18 protein-coding genes are annotated in these 22786 nt (G+C 72.8%); 4 read left to right on the forward strand and 14 right to left on the reverse strand.

Going from position 1 to position 22786, the window contains the following annotated elements:
• Positions 1-17: 17 nt before the first annotated feature.
• The 11 genes from murC to mraZ all read right to left on the reverse strand — a co-directional run bounded on the left by murC (position 18) and on the right by mraZ (position 14471).
• Entirely contained in the window at positions 18-1517 is a 1500-nt protein-coding gene (gene murC, locus ACFWGN_RS09040; protein WP_377616577.1) for a UDP-N-acetylmuramate--L-alanine ligase, read from the reverse strand.
• The gene (murG, locus tag ACFWGN_RS09045) at positions 1514-2635 is read right to left on the reverse strand and encodes an undecaprenyldiphospho-muramoylpentapeptide beta-N-acetylglucosaminyltransferase (RefSeq protein ID WP_377616578.1); all 1122 of its coding nucleotides are present in this window, start codon (positions 2633-2635) and stop codon (positions 1514-1516) included. The genes murC and murG overlap by 4 nt, the downstream gene beginning before the upstream one ends.
• 106 nt (positions 2636-2741) lie before the next feature.
• Entirely contained in the window at positions 2742-3959 is a 1218-nt protein-coding gene (ftsW, locus tag ACFWGN_RS09050) for a putative lipid II flippase FtsW (RefSeq protein ID WP_377616579.1), read from the reverse strand.
• 289 nt (positions 3960-4248) lie between these two features.
• Positions 4249-5748 (reverse strand): UDP-N-acetylmuramoyl-L-alanine--D-glutamate ligase, encoded by a 1500-nt coding sequence (murD, locus tag ACFWGN_RS09055; protein WP_377616580.1) that lies wholly within the window; start codon positions 5746-5748, stop codon positions 4249-4251.
• Complete coding sequence (gene mraY, locus ACFWGN_RS09060; protein WP_191804013.1) at positions 5733-6833, reverse strand: phospho-N-acetylmuramoyl-pentapeptide-transferase; 1101 nt, start codon at positions 6831-6833, stop codon at positions 5733-5735. The genes murD and mraY overlap by 16 nt, the downstream gene beginning before the upstream one ends.
• Positions 6830-8233 carry a UDP-N-acetylmuramoyl-tripeptide--D-alanyl-D-alanine ligase gene (gene murF, locus ACFWGN_RS09065; RefSeq protein ID WP_377616581.1) on the reverse strand — a complete coding sequence of 468 codons (1404 nt, stop codon included), beginning with the start codon at positions 8231-8233 and terminating at the stop codon, positions 6830-6832. The genes mraY and murF overlap by 4 nt, the downstream gene beginning before the upstream one ends.
• Entirely contained in the window at positions 8230-9861 is a 1632-nt protein-coding gene (locus tag ACFWGN_RS09070) for a UDP-N-acetylmuramoyl-L-alanyl-D-glutamate--2,6-diaminopimelate ligase (RefSeq protein WP_377616582.1), read from the reverse strand. The genes murF and ACFWGN_RS09070 overlap by 4 nt, the downstream gene beginning before the upstream one ends.
• 224 nt (positions 9862-10085) lie before the next feature.
• Positions 10086-11843 (reverse strand): penicillin-binding protein 2, encoded by a 1758-nt coding sequence (locus ACFWGN_RS09075; protein WP_191804007.1) that lies wholly within the window; start codon positions 11841-11843, stop codon positions 10086-10088.
• 482 nt (positions 11844-12325) lie between these two features.
• Entirely contained in the window at positions 12326-12769 is a 444-nt protein-coding gene (locus ACFWGN_RS09080; protein WP_191804005.1) for a hypothetical protein, read from the reverse strand.
• Complete coding sequence (gene rsmH / locus ACFWGN_RS09085) at positions 12766-13788, reverse strand: 16S rRNA (cytosine(1402)-N(4))-methyltransferase RsmH (RefSeq protein ID WP_377616583.1); 1023 nt, start codon at positions 13786-13788, stop codon at positions 12766-12768. The genes ACFWGN_RS09080 and rsmH overlap by 4 nt, the downstream gene beginning before the upstream one ends.
• A 248-nt stretch (positions 13789-14036) precedes the next feature.
• Entirely contained in the window at positions 14037-14471 is a 435-nt protein-coding gene (mraZ, locus tag ACFWGN_RS09090) for a division/cell wall cluster transcriptional repressor MraZ (protein WP_377616690.1), read from the reverse strand.
• Positions 14472-14808: 337 nt separating this feature from the next.
• On the opposite strand from mraZ, the gene ACFWGN_RS09095 reads away from it, so the two are divergent.
• The 3 genes from ACFWGN_RS09095 to ACFWGN_RS09105 are packed head-to-tail and all read left to right on the forward strand — an operon-like array spanning position 14809 to position 19452.
• A complete protein-coding gene (locus ACFWGN_RS09095) occupies positions 14809-15813 on the forward strand; it encodes a MoxR family ATPase (protein WP_191804001.1) in 1005 nt (334 codons plus the stop codon).
• A 1-nt stretch (position 15814) separates the two neighbouring features.
• Positions 15815-17134: a DUF58 domain-containing protein gene (locus ACFWGN_RS09100; RefSeq protein WP_377616584.1), complete on the forward strand. Its 1320-nt coding sequence runs from the start codon at positions 15815-15817 to the stop codon at positions 17132-17134.
• Entirely contained in the window at positions 17131-19452 is a 2322-nt protein-coding gene (locus ACFWGN_RS09105) for a transglutaminaseTgpA domain-containing protein (RefSeq protein ID WP_377616585.1), read from the forward strand. The genes ACFWGN_RS09100 and ACFWGN_RS09105 overlap by 4 nt, the downstream gene beginning before the upstream one ends.
• Here the strand turns inward: ACFWGN_RS09105 and ACFWGN_RS09110 are convergent.
• Genes ACFWGN_RS09110 through ACFWGN_RS09120 form a run of 3 tightly spaced genes read right to left on the reverse strand, consistent with a single transcriptional unit; the run spans position 19400 to position 21577 of the window.
• The gene (locus tag ACFWGN_RS09110) at positions 19400-19804 is read right to left on the reverse strand and encodes a DUF3040 domain-containing protein (protein ID WP_191804111.1); all 405 of its coding nucleotides are present in this window, start codon (positions 19802-19804) and stop codon (positions 19400-19402) included. The two genes, ACFWGN_RS09105 and ACFWGN_RS09110, sit on opposite strands and share 53 nt — an antisense overlap.
• A gap of 38 nt (positions 19805-19842) precedes the next feature.
• Entirely contained in the window at positions 19843-21102 is a 1260-nt protein-coding gene (locus tag ACFWGN_RS09115; protein ID WP_191803995.1) for a DNA polymerase IV, read from the reverse strand.
• A 34-nt stretch (positions 21103-21136) separates the two neighbouring features.
• Complete coding sequence (locus tag ACFWGN_RS09120) at positions 21137-21577, reverse strand: SAV_6107 family HEPN domain-containing protein (RefSeq protein WP_191803993.1); 441 nt, start codon at positions 21575-21577, stop codon at positions 21137-21139.
• Between the two features lie 116 nt (positions 21578-21693).
• Between ACFWGN_RS09120 and ACFWGN_RS09125 the strand changes: the two genes are divergently transcribed.
• Complete coding sequence (locus ACFWGN_RS09125; RefSeq protein ID WP_377616586.1) at positions 21694-22782, forward strand: spermidine synthase; 1089 nt, start codon at positions 21694-21696, stop codon at positions 22780-22782.
• The last annotated feature ends 4 nt before the right edge of the window (positions 22783-22786 follow it).

Genomic DNA, 22786 nt, shown 5'->3' on the forward strand with positions numbered 1-22786 from the left:
CCGGGAGGGTGGCCTCATCAGTCCTCGGCCCCCGAGGACGTCCCGTCGCCGTCCGCGGCCGCGGCACCCGCCACGAGGGCGTCGAGGATCACGGCGCCCAGCTCGGTCACGTCCCCCGCGCCGACCGTGAGGACCAGGTCGCCGGGCCGCGCGGCAGCCGCGACGGCACGCGCGGCCTCGACACGGTCCTCGACGCCCCGCGCGATGCCCGTGGGCATCCGGTCCACGATCGTCCACGAACCGGTGTCCGGGTCCAGGTCCTCTCGCGCCGCGTAGACACCCGTCACGACGACGTCGTCCGCGAGGGCCAGCGCGTCGGCGAACTCCTGCGCGAACAACCTCGTCCGCGAGAACAGGTGCGGCTGGAACAGGACCAGGACGCGTCCCCCGGCGGCCACGGGTCGAGCGGCCGTCAGGAGCGCGGCGACCTCGGTCGGGTGGTGGGCGTAGTCGTCGACGACCCGCACCCCGCCGGCCTCGCCCTGCGCCTCGAACCGGCGGCCCGTGCCGAGGAACTCGCCGACCCCCGCGACGGCCCGCTCCGGCGCGACGCCCAGGAGGACGGCCGTCGCGACCGCGGCGGCGGCGTTCAGGGCGTTGTGCGCGCCCGGGACGTGCAGGCGCAGCTCGAGCGGCCCGGTCGTCGTGGTGGACGCACCCGACGACTCCACCGCGACGGTGAGCCGAGCGGCCACCCCCGCGGCGCCGTCGGGCCGGACGTCCGCCAGCAGCACGTCGCTGCCCGGCGACGTCCCGTACGTGACGACGCTGCCGCCCGCCGCGCGGTGCGCCTGCGCGAGCGCGAGCGCCCCCGGGTCGTCGGCGCACGCGACCAGGTGGCCGCCGGGCACGATGCGTGCCGCGAAGTCCACGAACGCCTGCTCAAACGCCTCGCGTGACCCGTAGTGGTCCAGGTGGTCGGGCTCGACGTTCAGCACGACCGCGATCGTCGGCGCGTAGTTGAGGAACGAGCCGTCCGACTCGTCGGCCTCGGCGACCAGCACGTCGCCCGAGCCCAGCCGCCCGCCCGGGATCGCGCCGTCGCTCGTGATGACCGAGCCGCCGATCGCGAACGACGGGTCGAGCCCCGCCGACCGCAGGGTCGTGGCGATCATGGCCGACGTCGTGGTCTTGCCGTGCGCGCCCGCGACCGCGACCGAGCGCCCCTGCGCCATGAGCGCGGCGAGCGCCTCCGAGCGGTGCAGCACGCGCAGGCCAGCGGCGCGCGCCGCGACCAGCTCCGGGTTGTCGGGACGGACCGCGCTCGACAGGACGAGCGTGTCCGCGCCCTCGACGTTCTCCGCCGCGTGCCCGACGTGCACCAGGACGCCGTCCGCCCGCAGCGCGTCCACCACGGCGCTGCCCTTGGCGTCCGAACCCTGCACCCGCACCCCGCGGGCCGCGAGCAGACGGGCCACGACCGACATCCCCGCGCCGCCGATGCCGATCAGGTGGACCGTCCCGAGGTCCGAGAGCGCAGGGGGCGCCGACCGCGCCGTCGCGCCGTCGTCCGTCATCGGGACACCCCCGCAGCCTTCTCGACGAGGTCCGCGACGCGCGACGTCGCGTCCTGCATGCCCGCGCGCGACGCGAGCGCCGCCATGGTCCGCAGACGCTCGGCGTCGCCCACCAGACCTGGAAGGTTCGTGGCCACCCAGGCCGAGGTGAACTCGTCGTCGTCGACCAGGATCCCGCCGCCCGCCCGCACGAGCGGTGCGGCGTTCAGGCGCTGCTCACCGTTGCCGATCGGCAGCGGCACGTACACCGCCGGGATGCCCAGGGCCGCGAGCTCGCTGACCGTCCCGGCGCCCGAGCGGCACACGACCAGGTCGGCGACCGCGTACGCCAGGTGCATCGCCGACAGGTACTCGCGCACGTCGTACCCGGGCAGACCGCCCACGACCTCGCGCACCGCGTCCGCCTTGCCCTTGCCCGTCAGGTGCAGGACCTGCGCGCCCGTCGCGAGGACCGCGCGGGCCGCCCCGGCGACCGCCTCGTTGACGCTCTGCGCGCCCAGCGAACCACCCGTGACGACGACCGTCGGGCGTGCCGGGTCGAGCCCGAGCGCGGCCGCGGCGTTGGTCCGGACCGTCGCCGCGTCGACCGAACGGTCGCGGATCAGGTCCGCGATCTCCCAGCGCAGCGGCAGACCCGTGACGATCCCGCCCTTGAGCGGCGTGCCGTCGAACGTGACGGCGACGTACTTGGCCCACCGGGCGCCCGCACGGTTGGCCAGCCCCGGCCGGGCGTTCTGCTCGTGGATCACGATCGGTACCCCGCGGCGGTGCGCCGCGAGGTACGCGGGCGTCGAGACGTAGCCGCCGAAGCCCACGACGACCTCTGCCCGCGTCTCGTCGATCACGGCCCCGGCCGCCTCCACGGCCGACTTGAGCTTGCCCGGCAGGGCGACCCACTCACCGCTCGGGCGCCGCGGCAGCGGCACCTTGGGCACGAAGCGCAAAGGGTACCCGCGCGCCGGGACCAGGTCGGCCTCGAGGCCGCTCTCCGTCCCGAGCACCGTGACGACCGCCCCGGGGTTGCGCTCGCGCAGCTCGTCCGCCACCGCGAGCAGCGGGTTCACGTGCCCCGCCGTCCCGCCGCCCGCGAGCACCACCGAACCGAGAGAAGAACTCACCACGTACCTCGTCACCTGTCCTTGCTGTTGCTGTCGTCCCCGGAGGACCCGGGGGCCGAGAAGTTCTGGGGGCACCGCGCGCCCACGGGCGCACGGCAGGGCCGAGTCATCGGGACTGGGCGCGCCGACGCCCCGGCAGCGCGCGACGCCCTACCTGCCCGACGACGGCGAGCGACTTGCGCACGACGCTGCCCCGCGCGGCGAACGCCTCCTTGGCACCGGGCTCGTTGCGCGCGAACGAGATCACGACGCCGAGGGCCGCCATGGTCGTGATCAGTGCGGACCCGCCCGAGGAGACGAGCGGCAGCGGCACCCCGATGACCGGGATCACGCCGATGACCACACCGATGTTGATGAACGCCTGACCCACGATCCAGCACGCGATGCCGGCGGTCGTGATCTTCACGAATGGGTCGGGGTGACGGCGGATCACACGGCTCATGGCCAGCCCGAGCACCGCGAACAGCGCGAGGACCAGGAGCGTGCCGAGCAGACCGAGCTCCTCGCCGATGACCGAGAAGATGAAGTCGTTGTGGGCCTCGGGCAGGTAGCTCCACTTCTCGCGGCTCGCCCCGAGTCCGACCCCGCCGAACCCGCCCGTCCCGAGCGCCCACAGGCCGTGGACCGTCTGGTAGCAGACGCTCGAGCCGGCGTTGGCGTCCGCGGTGTCGCACACGTTCGTGTACGTCGCGAGGAGCCGGTTCATGCGGTTCTCATTCTGCTGCATCGCGACGAACCCGACCACGACCACGGTCGCCGCTCCGCCCCCTGCCAGGGCGAGGAGCTTCCAGTCGACGCCCGCGACGAAGAACGCGCCCGCCACGAGGATCAGGATCACGAGCATGGTGCCCAGGTCGTGCCCCGCGAGGACCAGCCCCATGACCAGGAGCGCACCGGGGACCGCGGGGATGATCGCGTGCTTCCACGAGCCCAGCAGGTGCTGCTTGCGACCGAGCACGACGCCCAGCCAGACCGCGAGGGCGAGCTTGGCCGGCTCGGAGGGCTGCACGAAGAACGACCCGAAGTTGATCCAGTTCAGGTTGCCGTTGACCTCGTGACCGAGCGGGCTGAAGATCAGGAGCTGGAGGCACAGCGAGAAGATGAGCAGCGGCCAGGCACCGTGCCGGTAGACGCTCGTGGGGAGCCTGCTCGCGACGAGCAGCACGGGCAGACCGATGAGCGCGTACTGCGCCTGGGTCAGGAAGGCGTCGTAGGGCGAGTTGCCCGCCGCGATCTCCGTGATCGCCGAGCTCGAGAGCACCATGACCAGCCCGATGATCGCGAGCAGCGTGGTCGCTCCGACGAGCAGGTAGTAGCTCGTCACGGCGCTGTTCCACTGGCCGAGCCACGCACGCTCGTTCGACGGGGACCTGACCGGGCGTGGTCGGGGACGCGGCGTGCGGGTCGACCGGGTGGTTCTCGCCTTGACGGGGAGGCCGGTCGCCGCGGTCGCGGTCGGCCGCGGCCCGGGACGTGCACCGGAGGGCGTCGAGCCCGTCGTCGTCCGAGGGGTCGGGCTCTTCGCGCGGGACGTGCCCGCGGTGCTCGACCGGGAAGGACCCGCCGCCGAGCGCTGCGCAGGCCCGCGCCCGCTCGTCGTCTGGGCCACCGGACTACCCTCCCAGCGTGGTCTCGGCGCCTACCAACGACCGTGCGGCCTGCGCGAACGCCTCGCCCCGGGCGGCGTACGACGAGAACTGGTCCATCGACGCGCTGGCGGGGGCGAGCAGGACGGTGTCCCCGGGGACCGCCAGGTCCCGGGCTCTGTCGACGGCGCGCTGCATCACCGTCCCAGTGTCACCGGGATCGATGCGGACCACGGGGACGTCGGGTGCGTGTCGGGCCAGTGCACTCGCGATCGGTGCCGGGTCGGCGCCGATCAGCACCACGGCACGCAGGCGGGACAGACGCGCGCGCACGAGCTCGTCGTACGTCGCCCCCTTGGCGAGGCCGCCCGCGATCCAGACCACCGTGCCGGCCTCGTAGGCGCCGAGCGAGGCCGAGGCCGCGTGCGGGTTGGTCGCCTTCGAGTCGTCGACGTACGTCACGCCGTCGACCACCGCGACACGCTGGATGCGGTGCGCCCCCGGACGGAACGCGCGCAGGCCGTCGCGGACCGCCTGCGCGCTCACGCCGTGAGCGCGCGCGAGGGCCGCCGCCGCGAGCGCGTCCGCGACCACGTGGACGGGGACGGTGCCCCCGGGACCCGCGAGGTGGGCCAGGTCAGCGAACGTCGCGAGCTCCTGGGCGCTGCGGTGGCGAGCCGGGTCGTCGGGCGCCGCGTGGAACGCGCGGTCCACGAGGACGTCCTCGATGACCCCGAGCTGGGCGCGAGCAGGCGCTCCGACCGTGAAACCGATCGCGCGAGCCCCCTCGAGCACGTCGGCCTCGCGGACGAGGTGCTCGGTGCGAGGGTCGGCGACGTTGTAGACGCACGCGACCTGGGCGCGCTCGTAGATGCGGCCCTTGTCCGCGGCGTAGGCGTCGAGCGAGCCGTGCCAGTCGAGGTGGTCCGCCGCGACGTTGAGGACGGCCCCCGCCTGGACCGACATGCTGTGCGTGAAGTGCAGCTGGAAGCTCGAGAGCTCGACCGCGAGGACGTCCAGCCCCGGATCGAGCGCGGCGACGACCACGGGGGTGCCGACGTTGCCCACGGCCGCCGTCCGGAGGCCGGCCGCGGTCAGGATCGAGGCCAGCATCTCGACCGTGGTCGTCTTGCCGTTCGTCCCCGTGACCGCGAGCCACGGCGCGTACGACCCGTCCGCGCGCGGGACGCGCAACGCCCAGGCCAGCTCGACCTCGCTCCAGACGGGCACGCCCGCCTCGCGTGCGGCGACCAGCAGGGCCGACGACGGCGCCCACCCCGGGGAGGCCACGACCAGGTCGACCTGGCCCAGGTCCACACCCGACTCGTCCTGCACGTCGGCGTCGGACGCCGAACGGTCCACCGTGAGGACCGAGGCCACCTTCGCCGCGTCGTGCAACGCCCGGACGGCCGCACGCCCGGAGACCCCGAGCCCCGCGACCAGGACCCGGGCCTGTGCCCACGGGACGGCCAGGCCGAGCGGAGCAGGAGAGGGGACGGAGTCCTCCGGCACTAGCTGACCACCCATTCGGCGTAGAAGATCCCGAGGCCGAGCCCTGCGAACAGCCCGGCGATCAGCCAGAACCTGATGACGATCGTGACCTCTCCCCAGCCCGAGAGCTCGAAGTGGTGGTGCAGCGGGGCCATCTTGAAGACGCGTTTGCCCGTCATCTTGAAGTAGCCGATCTGGATCACGTCGGAGAGCACGATGAGGACGAACAGCCCGCCGATGATGACCGCGAGGATCTCGGTGCGGGACAGGATCGTCAGACCGGCCAGGGCGCCGCCGAGGGCGAGGGACCCCGTGTCGCCCATGAAGATCTTCGCGGGGCTCGCGTTCCACCACAGGAACCCGACGCACGCGCCCATGATCGCGGCCGCGACGATCGCGAGGTCCTGCGGGTCACGGACCTCGTAGCAGCGAGGCCCTGCGGCCTCGATGACCTGGCAGCTCTGGTTGAGCTGCCAGATGCTCACGAGGATGTAGGAGCCGAAGACGATGATCGAGACCCCCGTGGCCAGGCCGTCGAGCCCGTCCGTCAGGTTGACCGCGTTCGACCAGGCCGTGATGAGGAAGTTGGCCCAGAGCACGAACAGGATCAGGCCGATCGTCGCCCCCGCGAAGGCCAGGTCCAGGTTGGTGTCCCGCAGGAACGAGATGTGCGTCGAGGCCGGCGTGCGGAAGTTCTCGTTGGGGAACTGCAGGGCCAGCACCGCGAACGTGATGCCCACGATGCCCTGGCCGATGATCTTGGCGCGCGGCGAGAGGCCGAGGCTCCGTTGCTTGCGGATCTTGGTGAAGTCGTCGAAGAACCCGACGAGCCCCAGACCGGTCATGAGGAACAGCACCAGGATCGCCGAGATGCTCGGGGTCCGGGGTGTCTCCGAGACGATCGAGGACACCACGTAGGACATCGCCCAGCCGATCAGGGTGGCCCCGATGATGACGACCCCGCCCATGGTGGGCGTCCCACGCTTGGTGAAGTGCGCCGTCGGGCCGTCCTGGCGGACGAACTGGCCGTAGTTGCGACGGATCAGGAACTTGATGAAGAGCGGGGTGCCCAGGAGCGCGACGAGCAGCGAGACGCACGCGGAGACGAGGATCGCGATCATGCGCGCACCTCGCCCGCGAGCTCGTCGCCCAGGCGCCACAGGCCCGAGCCGTTCGAGGACTTCACCAGGACCACGTCGCCGGGCAGGAGCTCGTCACGCAGCAGCGCGGAGGCCGCCTCGACGTCAGGTACGAACCGAGTCTCATCGCCCCAGGACCCCTCTTGGGTGGCGCCGTCGTGGATGCCGCCGGCACCGTCACCGACCACGACGAGCAGCTTGATGTTCAATCGGACCACGAGACGGCCGATCTCGTCGTGAGCGGCGCGCGAGTCGGGTCCGAGTTCCAGCATCTCGCCCAGGACCGCGACCGACCGCCGCTCGCGCCCTGCCATGACGGCGAGCGCCTTGAGGGCGGCGCGCATCGAGTCGGGGTTCGCGTTGTAGGAGTCGTCGATCACCGTGATGCCGTCGGGGCGCTGCGTGACGGCCATGCGGTGCGGGCTGATTGCGGTCGCCTGGTTCAGGCTGGCCGCGACCGTCCCCGCGTCGATCCCCACCTGGATCGCCGCGGCGGCCGCCGCGAGCGCGTTGGAGATGTGGTGCTCGCCCACGAGGCGGAGCTGGACCGGGTGAGTCACGGGCTCGGCACCGCGCACACGCAGGTCGAACGACGCGCAGCCCGAGCGGTCCATGCCGATGTTCTCGGCGCGCACGTCCGCCGTGGGGATGGTCCCGAACGTCACGACTGGGCCCGGCGCGGCGCCGGCCATCGCGACGACCCGCAGGTCGTCGGCGTTGAGGACCGCGGTACCGCCCGGGACGAGGCCCGCGACGATCTCGGCCTTGGCCGTGGCCACGGCCTCGATCCCGCCGAACTCGCCCAGGTGGGCGCTGCCCACGGCGAGGACGACCGAGACGTCGGGCGGCGCGATCTGCGTCAGGTAGGTCAGGTGACCGATGCCGCTGGCCCCCATCTCGAGGACGAGGAAGCGGGTCGAGGTGTCGGCCTCGAGCACCGTGAGCGGCAGGCCGATCTCGTTGTTGAACGAGCCGCGCGGCACGACCGTCGGCCCGTGCGGCGTCAGGAGCTGCCCGAGGAGGTCCTTGGTGGTCGTCTTGCCGACCGAGCCGGTGATGCCGACCACCTTGACGTCGCCGGTCGAGCGCAACCGGCGCAGGACCTCGCGCGCAAGGGCCCCGAGGGCGACCTGGACGTCCTCCACCACGACGGCGGGGGCATCGACGTCACGGGCTGCCAGGACGAGCGCAGCGCCGTTGCCGACCGCGACGGGGACGTAGTCGTGCCCGTCGACGTGCTCACCGGGCAGCGCCACGAAGAGCGCTCCGGGTCCCGCGAGCCGGGAGTCGATGACGACCGAGCCGGTCACCCTCACGTCCGGGTCGGCGGCGAGCCGTCCTCCGGTCGCTGCGGCGACCTCCGCCGCAGTCAGCTCGATCATGCTCCGTGCTCCTTCGTCGTCTCGTCGCGCTCGGCCAGTGCGGCCCGCGCCTCCACCCTGTCGTCCAGGGCATGGTCCACCCCGGCGATCTCCTGCCAGACCTCGTGGCCCCTGCCGGCGATCAGCACCGTGTCCTGCGGACCGGCCTCCCGGATCGTGTCACGGATCGCGGCGGCCCGGGGCGCGACCTCGGTCACTGTCCTCGCCGGCACGCCCGGTGCGTGCGCACCGTCCGCCACGTCCCGCGCGGCGAGCGCCCCGGCGAGCACCTCGGCACGGATCGAGGCCGGGTCCTCGCCGTGCGGGTCGTCGTCGGTCACGACGACGACGTCGGCGCCCTCGACCGCGACCGCGCCCATGCGCGGGCGCTTGCCCTTGTCGCGGTCACCCGTGGCACCGAACACCACGACCAGGCGCCCCTCGGTCGTGGGACGCAGCGCGGCCAGCGCGAGCGAGAGCGCGTCGGTGTTGTGCGCGAAGTCCACCACGACGCGGGGGGACGTGCCCACGACCTCCATGCGTCCAGGGACGGCCGCGCTGACACCGCCTGCGGCCTCGAGCGCGGCGCGCACGTCGCGCACGTCCGCTCCCGCCTCGAGGACCATGGCGAGGGCGAGCGCCGCGTTGGCGACGTTGAAGCCCCCGGGCAGCGCCGTCGTCGTGCGGATCTCCCGGCCGTCGCGGTGCCGCAGCGTGAACGTGCTGCCGGCCGCGCCGTCGGCGACCACGTCCGTGACCGTCCAGTCCGCGTCCGTCCGCTCGCCCGCCACCGACAGCGTCGCGACGGGGATCGTCGCCGCCTCGGTCATGCGCCGGCCCCAGGCGTCGTCGACGACGACGACGCCGCGACGGGCGTGCTCCGGGGTGAACAGCGCGGCCTTGGCGTCGAAGTACTCCTGGAGGTCGCCGTGGAAGTCGAGGTGGTCCTGGCTCAGGTTCGTGAACCCGGCCACGTCGAAGACGATGCCGTCGACCCTGTGCAGCGACAGCGCGTGCGAGGAGACCTCCATCGCGAGCGTGCCCACGCCGTCCTCGCGCATGGTGGCCAGGAGCGCCTGCAGGTCCGCGGCCTCCGGCGTGGTGAGCCGGCTCGGGAGCACGCGGTCGCCCGAGCGCATCTCGACCGTGCCGATCAGGCCGCCCTTCCAGCCCAGCGCACGCAGGACGTGGTCGATCAGGTACGTCGTCGTGGTCTTGCCGTTGGTGCCCGTCACGGCGAACGTCGTCAGGTGCTCGGCCGGAGCCCCGTAGACCCAGGCGGCGACCGGGCCCAGGAGGTTCCGGGGGTCGTCGGTCACGAGGACCGGGACCCGACGCTCGCCCGCCTCGTCGAGGAGGAGGGCACCGCGCGGGTCCGTCAGGACGGCGCGGGCGCCGCGGTCGATCGCCCCGCTCGCGAAGGTCGCGCCGTGCGCGCTCGCACCGGGCAGCGCGACGAAGAGGTCGCCGTCGGCCACCACGCGGTTGTCCGAGGCCACCGACCAGATCTCGACGCCCGCGAGCGCGCCGGGACAGGCGTCGGGGGCCGTACGTCCGGAGCCGACCGTGAGCTCGAAGGTGGTCGCGAGATCCTGAGCGGAGTGGTGTGCGGACGCGGTGGGACGAAGACGGTCGATCGGGGATGTCACGAGTAGAACTTACCGTGCATCGTGGTCCCCACCGGTCGGCTGGTAGGCCCGGACCCGGTACTTCACGGGACCTTCACGCGCGGCCGTGGCAGGGTACGCCGAACTCCCGCCGGCCTGCCCAGGGGCCGGGACGGCCCTCGGGGTCGCCGTGCGGCCGAGCGAACCCTGGGCGGCGCTCGGCGGCGCGCCCGCGCCGACGGCGGACCTCGCCTCGGGCCCGCCCGTCACCAGGTCGTCGGGTACGGCGCCTCGACCGACGAGCTCGGGGGGACGTTCCGGTTCTGGAGCGTGAAGCTCATCAGGTCCTTGAACACCGGCGCCGCGACCATGCCGCCGAAGATGTTGGTCCGAGGGTTCTTGAGGAAGACCGCGACCGTGTACTGCGGGTCGTCCGCGGGGGCCACACCGATGAACGAGGCCATGATGTCCGTCAGGCCGCCACCCGCCCCGACCTCTTCCGCCGTGCCCGTCTTGCCCGCGACCCGGTACCCCTCGATCGCCGCCTCGGTGCCCGAGCCCTCCTCGACGACGGCCTCCATCATGTGCAGGACCTGGTCCGCGGTCGACTCCGAGACGACCTGCGTGGTCTCCCGCACCGGCGCGGGGACGAACACGCCGTCGGGCCCCGTGGTGCCCTTGAGCAGCGTCGGTGCGACCCGCACCCCGCCGTTCGCGATCGTGGAGAACACGCTCGTGGCCTGCACGGCGTTGACGGCGATGCCCTGCCCGAACAGGACCTCGTACTCCTTGCGCCCGTCCCAGCCGTCCGACGATCCGAGGATGCCCGCGGACTCGCCGGGGAGGCCGAGGCCCGTCTTGGCACCGAAGCCGAACTTGCGCAGGTAGTCCTCGCGCTGCTGCCGGGGGATGTCCTGGCCGACCATGACCGTCCCGGTGTTCGAGGACTGCGCGAGGATGCCCGCCAGGGTCATGCGCTCCATGGCGTGCGAGTGCGAGTCACGGAACGACTGCCCGTTGGCCGTCGTGTAGGTGTCGTTCACCTCGTACTGGCTCGCGGGGGTCGCCAGGCCCTCCTCGATCGCGGCGGCCATCGTGATGACCTTGCCCGTCGATCCGGGCGCGAACACGTCCTTGACCGCACGGCTGCCGTCCGCGACGCGCGCGTCGGACCGGTCGTTCGGGTCGATCGCCCCCGAGTCGGCGAGCGCGAGGACCTCCTGGGTCTTCACGTCCTGCACCACGGCGATCGCGTAGTCGGCCCCGGTCTCGGCCACTGCCTTGTCGACCGCGTCCTGCGCCTTCCAGCCGATGTCCCGCACGAGGGTCAGGGCGACCGAGCTCCCCGGGACGGCCTCGACGGTCTCCTGCGTGCTGCCCGGGATCCGGACCCCGCCGGCTCCGCCCGCGCGCTCGAAGCTCTCGCTGCCCGGTGTGCCGGTGAGCAGGTCGTCGTAGGCGGCCTCGATCCCGCCGCGGCCGATCACGTTCTCGGTCGTCTCGTCCTCGCCCACGTACCCGACGATGTTGCCCGCAGTGGTGCCCGCGGGGTAGGTCCGGGTCGTCGTGAGCCGCGTGCCGATGTAGGCCGAGACCCCGAGCTCGGCGATCTGCCGCTGGACCTCGGGCACCACGCCCTTGGCCAGCAGCACGTTGCGGTTCACGCGCCCGTTGGTCCCGCTGAGCTCGGCCGCGAGCTCGGGGGCGGAGCGGTCCAGGATCGGTGCGAGCAGCTTGGCCAGCCCGACGGCCCCCTTCTCCTCGACCGCCTTCCCGTCGATCGTGTGCCGCTTCGAGGGGACGAAGTCCGGGATCGTCGCCTGGTCCGCCGAGACCGTGTACCGGTCGATCGACGTGGCGAGGACCACGCCGTCGGCGTCCGTGATGTCACCGCGGTGCGCGAGGGTCACGTGGGACTGGGTACGCGTCGCCTCTGCGCTGGCGGCGAGACTGGGGCCGATGACGACCTGCAGGTAGACGAGGCGGCCGGCGAAGACGAGCAGGACCAGGAGCGCGACGGCCATGACCCAGCGCTGCCGTTTCTCCGGCCGCGCAGGACTGGCGACGGCCGCGGTCGCAGGTCGTCCCACGCCTCGTCCGCCGCCCGACCCGCCTCCGGCACGCGGCGTGAGAGTCGTCGTCCGGGGGGAGGTCGAGGCGCCTCGGGGCTTCCCCGTGGAGACCTTGCCGGTCACGGACGGCTTCCCGGTCGTCGGTGTCTTCCCGGTCGTCCGTGCCTTGCCCGTCGGGTTGCCGGTGGCGGCCTTGCCGGCCCGGTCGCGCTGGCTCGCGGTCCCCGCCCCTGCGCCCCGCTCCGCCCGGGGAGCCGAGGTGCGGCGAGGAGCTCCCGTACCGCTCGAGCTGCGGGGCGCGCCCTCACGAGAGGTGGCCGGCGAACGGCGAGCCGTCCCCTGGTGGGCCGAGCCGGTGGTCGTGGTGCCCGCCGCCCGGGACGACGCGGAAGGACGCGGCGAGCTCTCGCCGGTCCTGCGCCCCGTCCCACCGGTCACGGCGTGCTTCCCGCCTCCGGGGCGCCGATGACCGCACCGTCGGAGAGGCGGAGCATCGTGGTCACGTCCGACTCGACCATCCCGAGCGCGACCGCGCGGTCCGGCAGCGACGTCTGGGCCGCCCGGAGCTGGGCGTCGAGAGCCTGCGTGTCCTGCTCGAGCACACCTGCCTCCGTCCGGAGCTTCGACATCTGGTACGAGCCGTTGGCCATCGTGGTGTTCAACAGCAAAGCACCCAGGAGCGCCGCAGCGAGGATCGACATGCACAGGACGAGGAACGGGATCCGAGAACGTACCTGGAGCGGCGCACGGACCGCCTCGAGCCGCGGGCGCGAGGAGCGCCCGGCGGCACCACCCGGGAGCGCAGTGAGGGGCGCACGGCGGGCAGGGGCGGGGGCCGGCGTCGACAGAGGACGCGCCGCAGCCTGTCGTGAGCTCATGAGTGCTTCTCCCCTCGGTTGCGGTGTCGCAGGTGATCAGGTGTGGGACGCAGCCGTTCGGCGGCGCGCAGGCGCACCGACGCGGAGCGCGGGTTGTGCTCGAGCTCGTCCGCCGGGGCCTCCTCGGCCCCACGGACGAGCAGCTTCAGGTACGGCTTGTGGGTCTCGGGCTCGACGGGCAGCCCCGCCGGCGCGCTCGACGTCGCACCGCGTGCCAGCTCACGCTTGACGATGCGGTCCTCGAGGGACTGGTACGACTCGACGACGATGCGCCCACCGACCGCGAGCGCCTCGACGGCGGCCGGGACCGCGCGCTCGAGCACCTCGAGCTCACCGTTGACCTCGATCCGCAGCGCCTGGAAGGTGCGCTTGGCCGGGTTGCCGCCGGTCTTGCGGGTCGCGGCCGGGATGTTGGCGCGCACGAGGTCCACGAGCGCCGCGCTGCGGGTCCACGGCTCGACCTCTCGGCGGCGGATCACCGCGCGGGCGATGCGCTGCGCGAAGCGCTCCTCGCCGTACTCCCGCAGGATCCGGACCAGGTCGCGCTCGTCGTAGGTGTTGAGGACGTCGGCGGCCGTGAGACCCGTGGTCGCGTCCATGCGCATGTCGAGCGGCGCGTCGTGGGCGTAGGAGAAGCCACGCTCCGACTCGTCGATCTGCAGCGACGAGACGCCCAGGTCCATCAGCACCCCCTGGACGGACGGCAGGCCGAGGTCGGCGATCACGTCGCCGATCTCGTCGTAGACCGCGTGCACGGCCTGGAACCGGTCGCCGAACCGGGCGAGCCGTTCGGAGGCCAGTGCGATGGCCTGCGTGTCACGATCGATGCCGATCACCCGGGCCGTGGGGATCTGCTCCAGGACGGCCTCGGTGTGCCCGCCCATGCCGAGCGTGCAGTCGACCAGGACCGAGCCGGGGGCCGCGAGGGCCGGCGCGAGGAGGTCGACGCACCGTTGGAGGAGCACCGGGACGTGCCGGTCCTCCGCTCCCGCTCCTGACGTGCTGCGAGGTGTGGACATGACGCCTCCTTCCTGGTCGGTGCTCGTCGTGCTGCTCGTGGGGTGATGCATGGTCCTCGGTGTCTGCCTGTCGTGCGTGGTGCCGGTGGATCCGTTCCGCACCGCCGGACCAGGTCTCCCACCGCGTCCGTTCTGGCACCGGGGAAGTGCGCCAGACCGGGCGGGAGGAGGCCTCGTCCTGCGGGAGCGTCAGGTCCTCGTCGTCCAGCTCTTCATGTCGTCGTGCGGTCGTGCGATCGTGCTGCCGGTCAGAAGCGGAGGGCGGGAAGCACCTCCTCCGCCGTGGTGGCGTACCCGGCCTCCTGCTCGGCGAGGTAGGTCGACCACGCCGAGGCGTCCCAGATCTCCACCCGGGTGCCGGCGCCGATCACGGCGACCTCCCGGTCGAACCCTGCGTACGCCCGGAGCGGAGCCGGGATGGAGATCCGCCCCTGCTTGTCCGGGATCTCGTCGCTCGCGCCCGAGAGGAAGACCCGGAGATAGTCCCGCGCCTGCTTGCTCGTGACGGGGGCCTGACGGATCTGGTCGTACATGCGTCGGAACTCGTCCATCGGCAGGAGGAAGAGGCAGTGCTCCTGCCCCCTGGTCATCACCAGCCCGGGCGCGAGCTGGCTGCGGAACTTCGCGGGGAGGATGAGGCGACCCTTGTCGTCCAGACGGGGGGTGTAGGTGCCGAGAAGCAGGCTCGGGGAACCGCTGAACAGCTCGCTCATCCGCCTTGCCCTCCCCTCCTGCTCCCACTTCCTCCACAGTACTCCACATGCCTCCACGAAGCCCGAGATATCACCGCCAATTCACCCCTCTTCGCACAATCTCCGCAGGTCAGACAGTGGAGGACACGGTGGGGTGCCGGACGCGGACGAACCCGTGCCGGCCGGCGTTTCCTCACGTTCGCCCGGCTCGTCCGCACCGCGCACGGCAGCTCGGCGCATTTCGGGATCCGGACGGGGAGGAGAGTGGGGACAATGGTCAACTAGGCTTGCGAGTCCGCACACCGAGCGTGGCCAACGGAGGTTTCTCGTGCTCACCGACTACACCTCTCCCCCGTCCCGTGACGGCCTCGATCCGCTCGGCGAGCTCGTCGAGGCGACCGGTCGGATCCGTTCCCGGATCGAGTCGGTGATCTCCGGACGTCCGGAGCTCGTCCACCTCACCGTCGCGGTGCTCCTCGCCGAGGGGCACCTCCTGCTCGAGGACGTGCCCGGCGTCGGCAAGACGACCCTCGCCAAGGCGCTCGCACGCACCATCGACTGCCACGTGGGCCGTATCCAGTTCACGCCCGACCTGCTCCCGAGCGACCTCACGGGCGTCAACATCTACCGGACGCAGACGCACGACTTCGAGTTCCGCCCCGGACCCGTGTTCTCCAACATCGTCATCGGCGACGAGATCAACCGTGCGTCGCCCAAGACGCAGTCGGCCCTCCTGGAGTGCATGGAGGAGGGGCAGACGACGGTCGACGGCACGACTCACCCGCTCCCCCGCCCCTTCCTCGTGGTCGCGACGCAGAACCCGGTCGAGATGGAGGGGACCTATCCTCTGCCCGAGGCACAGCGCGACCGCTTCATGGCACGCCTCACGGTCGGCTACCCGGACGTCGAGGCCGAGCTCGAGATGCTCGATCGCCAGGAGTCGGACACGCCGCTCGAGCACATCGACCCCGTCGTCGACGGAGCGACGATCCTGCGCTTCGCGCAGGTCGCCCGCTCGGTCTTCGCCTCCCCTGCCGTCAAGAGGTACGTGCTGGCCCTCGTCACCCAGACGCGCGAGCATCCCGGTCTCAAGCTCGGCGCCTCGCCCCGCACCTCCCTCCAGCTGCTCCGCGCGGCCAAGGCGGTCGCGGCCATGGCGGGGCGTGACCACGTCCTGCCGGACGACGTCCAGCTGCTCGCCCAGCCGGTGCTCGCCCACCGGCTGATCCTGTCCACCGAGTCCCGCCTGGCCGGCCACACCGCCGCCCACGTGGTGGCCTCGATCGTCGAGCGCACACCGATCCCCGCCTACACGTCGACGGACAGCCGCTGACATGCCGGGCGCCCGCATGCTGCCCCGGCGCCCGCGAGGCCTCGCCCGGGTCCGGCCCACCGTCCGAGGCAGCGCCGTCCTCGGCGCGGGCATCGTGCTGATCGCCGTAGGATCGGCTCTGGGGCTGCGCGACGTCGTGGGGCTCGGGGCGGCAGGGGCCCTCGCGGTCCTCTCGTCCTGGGTGTGGATGGCCGTGCGTCGCATCGATCGCGGCCGTGGCGCCCTCCAGGTCGGCCGCAAGGTCGAGCCCGACCCCGCGGTCCGCGGGAACCAGGTCACCACCCGGCTCGTCGTCGCCCCCGTCCACCCGACGGCGACGGCGCTCGGGCGGCTCGCACGCCTGCAGATCAGCGAGCAGGCCGCCGGGGAGCTCTGCGAGCAGGACGCGCTGCGCGCTCAGGTCGTGACGCACCCCGATCGGATCGCCGTGCGCTACCGCCTGCGCCCCCAGCACCGCGGACGCTGGGCCCTCGGCCCCGTGCTGACCAGCCGCGTCGACGTGTTCGGCCTCGTGCGTGCGGCCCAGCCCCTGGGCGCGCCGAGCACCGTCACGGTGTGGCCACGCACGACCGACCTCTCGGTGCGTGGTGCACGCGCCTTCGGGGAGTTCGCGCGCTCGGCCCACGGCGCGCGGACGTCGTCGAGCGACGACAGCGTGCTGCGCGACTACGTCGCCGGCGACGACCCGCGCCGCGTGCACTGGGCGACCGCAGCCCGGCGCGGACAGCTCATGGTGCGCACGGACGAGAGCGCCGGGATGCCGCCCGTGACCGTGCTCCTCGACCGGTCGACCCTGCCTCCGCCGGGGACGGCCCGGTCCACGTCGGCAGCCGAGGACGGGGAGTGGGCCGTCGAGGCCGCCGCGTCCGTCGGCGTCTCGTTGCTCGCCGCAGGTCACCCCGTCCGCCTCGTCGCCTCGACGGGTGCCCCGGCGGTCGAGGCGATCCCGTACTCGCCCGGACGCCGGTCCGAGGGCACGGCCCAGCTCCTCGACCAGACCGTCGACCTGCAGGGTCACTCGAGCCGCCGGGACGCCGAGGCCGGGCTGATCGCGACCGCCGACGCGCTGCGCAGCACCAGGCGCCCCGCGGAGCTGACGGTCGCGATCCTCGCGCCCCTCGGGCCGCTCGCCCGGCAGGCGGTCGCCGCGATGGCGGGCGACGGGAACCACTGGGCGTTCGTCGTCGGGCCGCACGACTCGCCCGACCTGGAGGAGTCGCTGGGCGCGCTGCGCGCGACGGGGTGGCACGCCGTGCACGTCGACCCGCAGCTCACATCGATCGACCAGGCCTGGGACAGGCTCATGGAGGAGCACCGGTGACCACCCCGACCATCAGCACCCGGCGCGCCGACCTGGTGCGGACCACGACCACCACCGCGCTGGTCCTCGTCGCGACCGTCGCGTCGTTCCACGCCCTGACCGTGCTGATCGGGCCTGGGACGTGGACCCGCACCGGCACCGTCTTCGTGCTCGTCCTCGGCCTGGTCACCTGGGCCACCCGAGCGCTCCTCGAGACGCGCCCGTCGGCCTCGTCGGCACGCGCACGCTCGCTCGTACCGACGGTCGCGGGACTGCTCGTCGGTGCCTGGGGGCTGCTGGCCGTCTTCGGCGGGGTCACGTCCCGTGGGATCGACCTGGCGATCAGCAGCGCGAGCCTCGACAGGGTCCTCGCCCGCTTCGCGGCAGGCCGACAGCTCATCGCCACCGAGACCTCACCGATCGAACCGTCGTTCCCCCTCGTCCTGATCGCCGTCGGCGGTGCCGCCCTCGTCTTCCTCCTGACCGACCTGATCGCGGGTGGGCTCCGGCTTCCTGCCGCCGCCGGCCTGCCCCTGCTGGCCCTGTGGATCCCTCCGCTGGTCATCGAGGGCGCGGTCCCGCCCGCCGTCTTCGTCGTCACGGTCACAGCGCTGCTCCTGCTGGTCGCCGTCGACAACCCGCACCGGGCCGTCCGCCGGACCTCCGGCGCGGCCGTCCAGACCGTCGACCGTGCCACCCGGGCGCTGCGCGCGAGCACCACGCTCGCCGCGACCCTCGCGATCGCGTTGGTCGCCCTCGTGGCAGGCTCCGCCGCCGGCGCGCTCCCCCAGATCGTGCGGTCGCCGTGGACGGCCTTCTTCACGAGCGCGGGCCCCACCGTCCGGCTGGCCAGCGACCTCGACATGGAGAGCAACCTCAAGGCCCGTTCGGAGGAGGTCGCCCTGACCTACGAGTTCCCGGAGGACCGTGCGAACGACACCAGCAGCACGGACGTCGGACCCTTGCGGATGTTCACGCTGACCGGGTTCGACGGGCGCAACTGGCGACGCGGCGACGCCCGCCAGGGGCCCCAGGTCGAGGAGTCGAACATCCTGTGGCCCGACGACGCGGGCACCGCCGCCGGCGAGCCTCGCCAGGTCGACGTCACGCTCCGGACGCTGCGCGACGAACGGCTCGTCCTGCCGACCGAACCCCGGACGGTCGCCGCCCCTGGCGAGTGGTTCTACGACGACGCCCGCGACGAGGTCACGGGGAACCAGGCGACCGAACCCGGGATGGAGTACTCCTTCGTGGTGCACCCGCGCGACCTGACCGCCCAGGCGCTGCGCGCCAGCGAGGGCGGCGACCTCGACGACCCGAACCTGCTCGAGGTCCCGGCCTCCTCCCACGAGGAGGACATCCGCGCCCTCGCGACCGAGATCACCGCCGAGACGAACAACCGCTACGACGCGGCCGTCGCGCTGCAGTCCTACTTCCGCGACGGGAGCCGGTTCACCTACTCGACCGAGGTCCCTGACGGTCAGACCGACGACACCGTGTGGAACTTCCTGCAGGACCGACAGGGCTACTGCGTGCAGTTCGCGACCTCGATGACGATGATGGCCAGGTCCATCGGGATCCCCGCACGCATGGCCGTCGGCTTCCTGCCCGGCGAGCGGACGAGCGACAACCTCTTCGAGGTCACGGGCAAGGACTCGCACGCGTGGCCCGAGCTCTACTTCCCCGGCCAGGGCTGGGTGCGCTTCGAACCGACACCGGCGGTCCAGGCGGGCGCGGTCCCCTCGTGGGCCGACCCTCTCCTCGCCGCCAACAACGCGCCGGCACCTGCGGATCCTGGCGAGGTCCCGACGAACGCCGCGACGCCGAACGCACCCAACACCACAGCACCCACGACCGGCCCTGCTCCCGACCTCAGCAGCGGGACCGGGAACACCCAGGACGGCATGCAGCGGACCTGGATCATCGGCGCGAGTGCCCTGGCGGTCCTCCTGGCACTGTCGGCGCTCGCCTGGCTGATCGTGCGCCGTCGTTCCGAACCCGTCTCCACGCCGGACGTCGAGAGCACCTGGGCAGAACTCACGGAACGCCTCGGCGACCTGGACATCCGCTGGCCCGCCTCGGCGACGCTGCGCAACGTGCCGGCTCTCGTGGTCGCCCAGGTGGTCGCACGCACCGGAAGGCAGCTCCCCGTCTCGACGACGGACGCGCTGGTGACGCTCACGTCAGCCGTCGAGGCCGAGCGCTACGCCCGCACCTGGCAGTCGCCCGGGGCGGAGACGCTCACCTCGCTGCTCGAGCAGGTGGTCACCGGCGTCCGCGAGGGACTCAGCGACCGCCCTGCTCACGTCGACGGTCCCAGCGCTCTTCCAGTCGGGTGAGGAAGCCCTGACCGGAGGGTGAGCTCTTGGTGGTGCCGCGGGGTGGCGTGACCTTCCCGTCTCCGTCGACGACGCCCACCGGGCCGCTCGCGCGCTTGCGCGGTGCGGAGAAGGCGAAGGCCACCCCCGCGAACATCACGACGAACCCGGCCACCCCGAGCCACGGGTTGGCCGTGGCCGCCCCGACGACGAGGAGGAGGAGTCCGCCGACCACGCCGATCCCTGCCGCGACATAGCGCAGGCCGGACTTGCGGGGCGTGGACTGAAGTGTGGTCGCCAACCGCGGATCATCCGAGGTCAGCGCTCTTTCCATCTGTTCCAGTACGCGCTGCTCGTACTCAGACAGAGGCATGGGCACCCCCGGGTGTCAGCAGTTGAAGTGTGTCCCTCTCAGGATAGATCGACATCCGCCCTGGTGGTAGTCGAGCGTCGACGGGTGGACGCCGGACCGATCGAATTCACCCCGAAACGGTCACGGATCCGGTCGAGCGTCTCCTCGGCCGCGCGCCGCGTCCCTGCCTCCTCCTGCACCGCCTCGTCGAGCGTGGGCTGGAGCGTCGAGGTGCTCCGGGCCTCGAGGTTCTCCGCCCTCACCCCGACGAGCCGCACCGGGAGCCCCCTGCGGTCCACCGACTCGACGAGCTCGCGGGCCACCTGGTGGATCTCCTGCGCGACGTCCGTCGGAGCACGCAGGGTCCTCGAACGCGTGAGGGTCCGGAAGTCCGACGTTCGGACCTTGACGCTGACGGTCCGTGCCACGAGCCCCTGGTGCCGCAGCCGCGCGCCGCACCGGTCTGCGAGCCCCAGCAGGGCCGAACCGATCACCGCGGAGTCGTACAGGTCGTGCTCGAAGGTCGTCTCGGCACCGATGCTCCGTTCGGCACGCCCGGGCTCGACGGGACGCGGGTCCCTGCCCCACGCGAGGTCGTGGAGGTGCGCGCCCGCGGCCTTGCCCACGGCCGCCTGCACGGCCGAGACCTCGGTGTCCGCGAGCTCGGCGACCGTCGTGATGCCCCAGTCGGCGAGCAGCTTCTCGGTCCGCTCCCCCACGCCCCACAGCGCGCCGACCGGAAGCGTCCGCAGGAACGGAACGGTCGCGGCGGCAGGCACCAGCATCATGCCGTCGGGCTTGGCGTGCGTCGAGGCGAGCTTCGCGACGAACTTGGTCGTGGCGATCCCCACCGAGCACGTGATGCCCACCTCCGCCTGCACGCGCTCACGGAGGTTCCTCGCGATCACCGTGGGGGCACCCAGCCGGCGCCGGGCTCCGCTCACGTCGAGGAAGGCCTCGTCGATGCTGATCTGCTCGACCAGCGCCGTGACCTCGTGGACGATCTCCATGACCGCACGCGAGGCCTCCTGGTACGCCCGGTGGTCCGGAGGAAGCACGACGGCCTGCGGGCACAGCCTCCGGGCGAGAGCCATGGGCATGGCCGAGTGGACGCCGAAGGCGCGAGCCTCGTACGTGGCTGCGAGGACCACGCTGCGCTCGGACCCGCCGACCACGACCGGGCGCCCCCTCAGCTCAGGTCGACGACGGAGCTCGACCGAGGCGAAGAAGGCGTCCATGTCGACGTGCAGGACGGAGCACCCCGTCTCGTCCGTCCCCCAGTCCCGGTGCGCCTGGGCGGAGCGCGGGCCGCGGCTCACGGAACACCTGCCCCCTCGAGGAGGGGCCCGCCCGTCACGAGGCCACGACCCGGAGCGTGGGATGCCGGACGAACCCTGCGTCCGGGTCGATGATCATCGCGACCTCGTCACGGAAGTCCTCGGCGCAGACCATGATCTCCTCGGCGCGCCCAGGATCGACCGCGTCGAACCTCCCGGCGTCCACCGCCGCCCGGATCCGCGCCCCGCCCGCGAAGTAGACCGACCAGGCCGCGAGACCAGGCTCGACGACGGCCAGCAGGTCCCAGACCGAGCGGGCCCGGGAGCGTGCGGAGGGCCTGCCCCGCAGCGCGACGACCGCCGCAGCGGCGCGCAGAGCCCCGAGGTGGGCGTGGACGAACCGCTCCGCCGGGTCTGCCGCGAGGTTCGCTGCGATGATCTCGGCGTCGGCCCGCGCGAGGAGCCGAGCGACGTCAGGGGCGAGCGCACCCGGCGAGACCCTGTGCTGCGTAGTCATCTCAACACCTCCGAAGTCAACTATCGAACACCTGTTCGACGAAAGTCAATCCGTCCGGGTGGGTCGTCCGCCCGCCCGACGCCGACCCGGCCGCGCGATGCCCCTACGGTGGACCCATGCCTCGCAAGTCCTCCCGGCGGACGTCCCGTCACTCCCCAGCATCCACCTCGGCACCCACAGAGCCCTCCCCGGCCCCTCGGCGGGCTCGAGGCGGTACCCGGCCTCGCGGTGCGGAGAGCGTCCACGAGCTCCCCGCGGGTGAGGTCCAGACGTCGACCGGGACGGCCGAGCTGGTCCCCGACCCGGACGGCAGCACGGGCGTGACGCTCATGGTCAACGGCGTCCCCAGCTCGCACCTGGACCTCGCAGACCCGGGTCTCCTGACATTCGAGTACATGCAGCAGATGGCCGCGGTCCTGGGGGCCCTCCCGGCAGGACCGCTGCGCGTCGTGCACCTCGGCGCGGCAGGCTGCACGCTCGCGCGCTACGTCGAGCACGAACGACCGGACTCGCGCCAGATCGCGGTGGACCTCGACGCCGACCTCGTCGCCCGTGTCCGTGAGTGGTTCGCCCTCCCCCGCGCACCGCGGCTCCGGCTGCGCGCCGGAGACGCCCGGGCCGAGCTCGCGACGCTGCCGGACTCGAGCGTCGACGTCGTGGTGCGCGACGTCTTCGCGGGTGACACCACTCCCGCGCACGTCACGACAGTCGGCTTCGTCCGCGAGGCGCTGCGCGTCCTGCGCCCCGGCGGCGTCTACCTCGCCAACTGCGCGGACCGACCGCCGCTCGCGCTGGTCCGCAGAGAGCTCGCGACCGCTGCCGCGGCCCTCACCCCGTTCTCGACGGGCGCAACCACCGAGGGCCGGATCGGACTGATCGCCGAACCGGGTCAGCTCAAGGGGCGCCGCTACGGGAACCTCGTCCTGGTCGTCGTGCGCCCGGTCGACGACGCGACCTCCGCCGACGAGAACCAGGCGGCCCAGGACGACCCCGTGCCGTTCGGGCTCGACGACCCGGGCCTGGCGCGCGCCCTGCGCAGCCTCCCGGTCCCCGCGACCCTCCTCACCGGGGAAGAGGTAGGACGCTTCACGGGCACGGCGGTCCCGCTCGAGGACGACATCCCGCTCCCCGTGCCCGACGGCGCCACCCGCCCAGGTGCGCCCGCCGCGGCCTCGCGCGACGTCGTCGGGCCCGGGACCTCATGACACC

The organism is Oerskovia sp. NPDC060338 (assembly GCF_042726295.1).
Lineage (GTDB): Bacteria > Actinomycetota > Actinomycetes > Actinomycetales > Cellulomonadaceae > Oerskovia > Oerskovia merdavium.

What these genes read in the sequence shown, in the direction of transcription:
- ACFWGN_RS09110 (WP_191804111.1), bottom strand. Translation starts at nt 19,804, where the DNA reads ATGCCTCTGTCTGAGTACGAGCAGCGCGTACTGGAACAGATGGAAAGA.
- rsmH (WP_377616583.1), bottom strand. Translation starts at nt 13,788, where the DNA reads ATGTCCACACCTCGCAGCACGTCAGGAGCGGGAGCGGAGGACCGGCAC.
- mraY (WP_191804013.1), bottom strand. Translation starts at nt 6,833, where the DNA reads ATGATCGCGATCCTCGTCTCCGCGTGCGTCTCGCTGCTCGTCGCGCTC.
- murF (WP_377616581.1), bottom strand. Translation starts at nt 8,233, where the DNA reads ATGATCGAGCTGACTGCGGCGGAGGTCGCCGCAGCGACCGGAGGACGG.
- ACFWGN_RS09125 (WP_377616586.1), top strand. Translation starts at nt 21,694, where the DNA reads ATGCCTCGCAAGTCCTCCCGGCGGACGTCCCGTCACTCCCCAGCATCC.
- ACFWGN_RS09100 (WP_377616584.1), top strand. Translation starts at nt 15,815, where the DNA reads ATGCCGGGCGCCCGCATGCTGCCCCGGCGCCCGCGAGGCCTCGCCCGG.
- ACFWGN_RS09080 (WP_191804005.1), bottom strand. Translation starts at nt 12,769, where the DNA reads ATGAGCTCACGACAGGCTGCGGCGCGTCCTCTGTCGACGCCGGCCCCC.
- ACFWGN_RS09075 (WP_191804007.1), bottom strand. Translation starts at nt 11,843, where the DNA reads ATGGCCGTCGCGCTCCTGGTCCTGCTCGTCTTCGCCGGCCGCCTCGTC.
- murD (WP_377616580.1), bottom strand. Translation starts at nt 5,748, where the DNA reads ATGGGTGGTCAGCTAGTGCCGGAGGACTCCGTCCCCTCTCCTGCTCCG.
- murC (WP_377616577.1), bottom strand. Translation starts at nt 1,517, where the DNA reads ATGACGGACGACGGCGCGACGGCGCGGTCGGCGCCCCCTGCGCTCTCG.
- ACFWGN_RS09120 (WP_191803993.1), bottom strand. Translation starts at nt 21,577, where the DNA reads ATGACTACGCAGCACAGGGTCTCGCCGGGTGCGCTCGCCCCTGACGTC.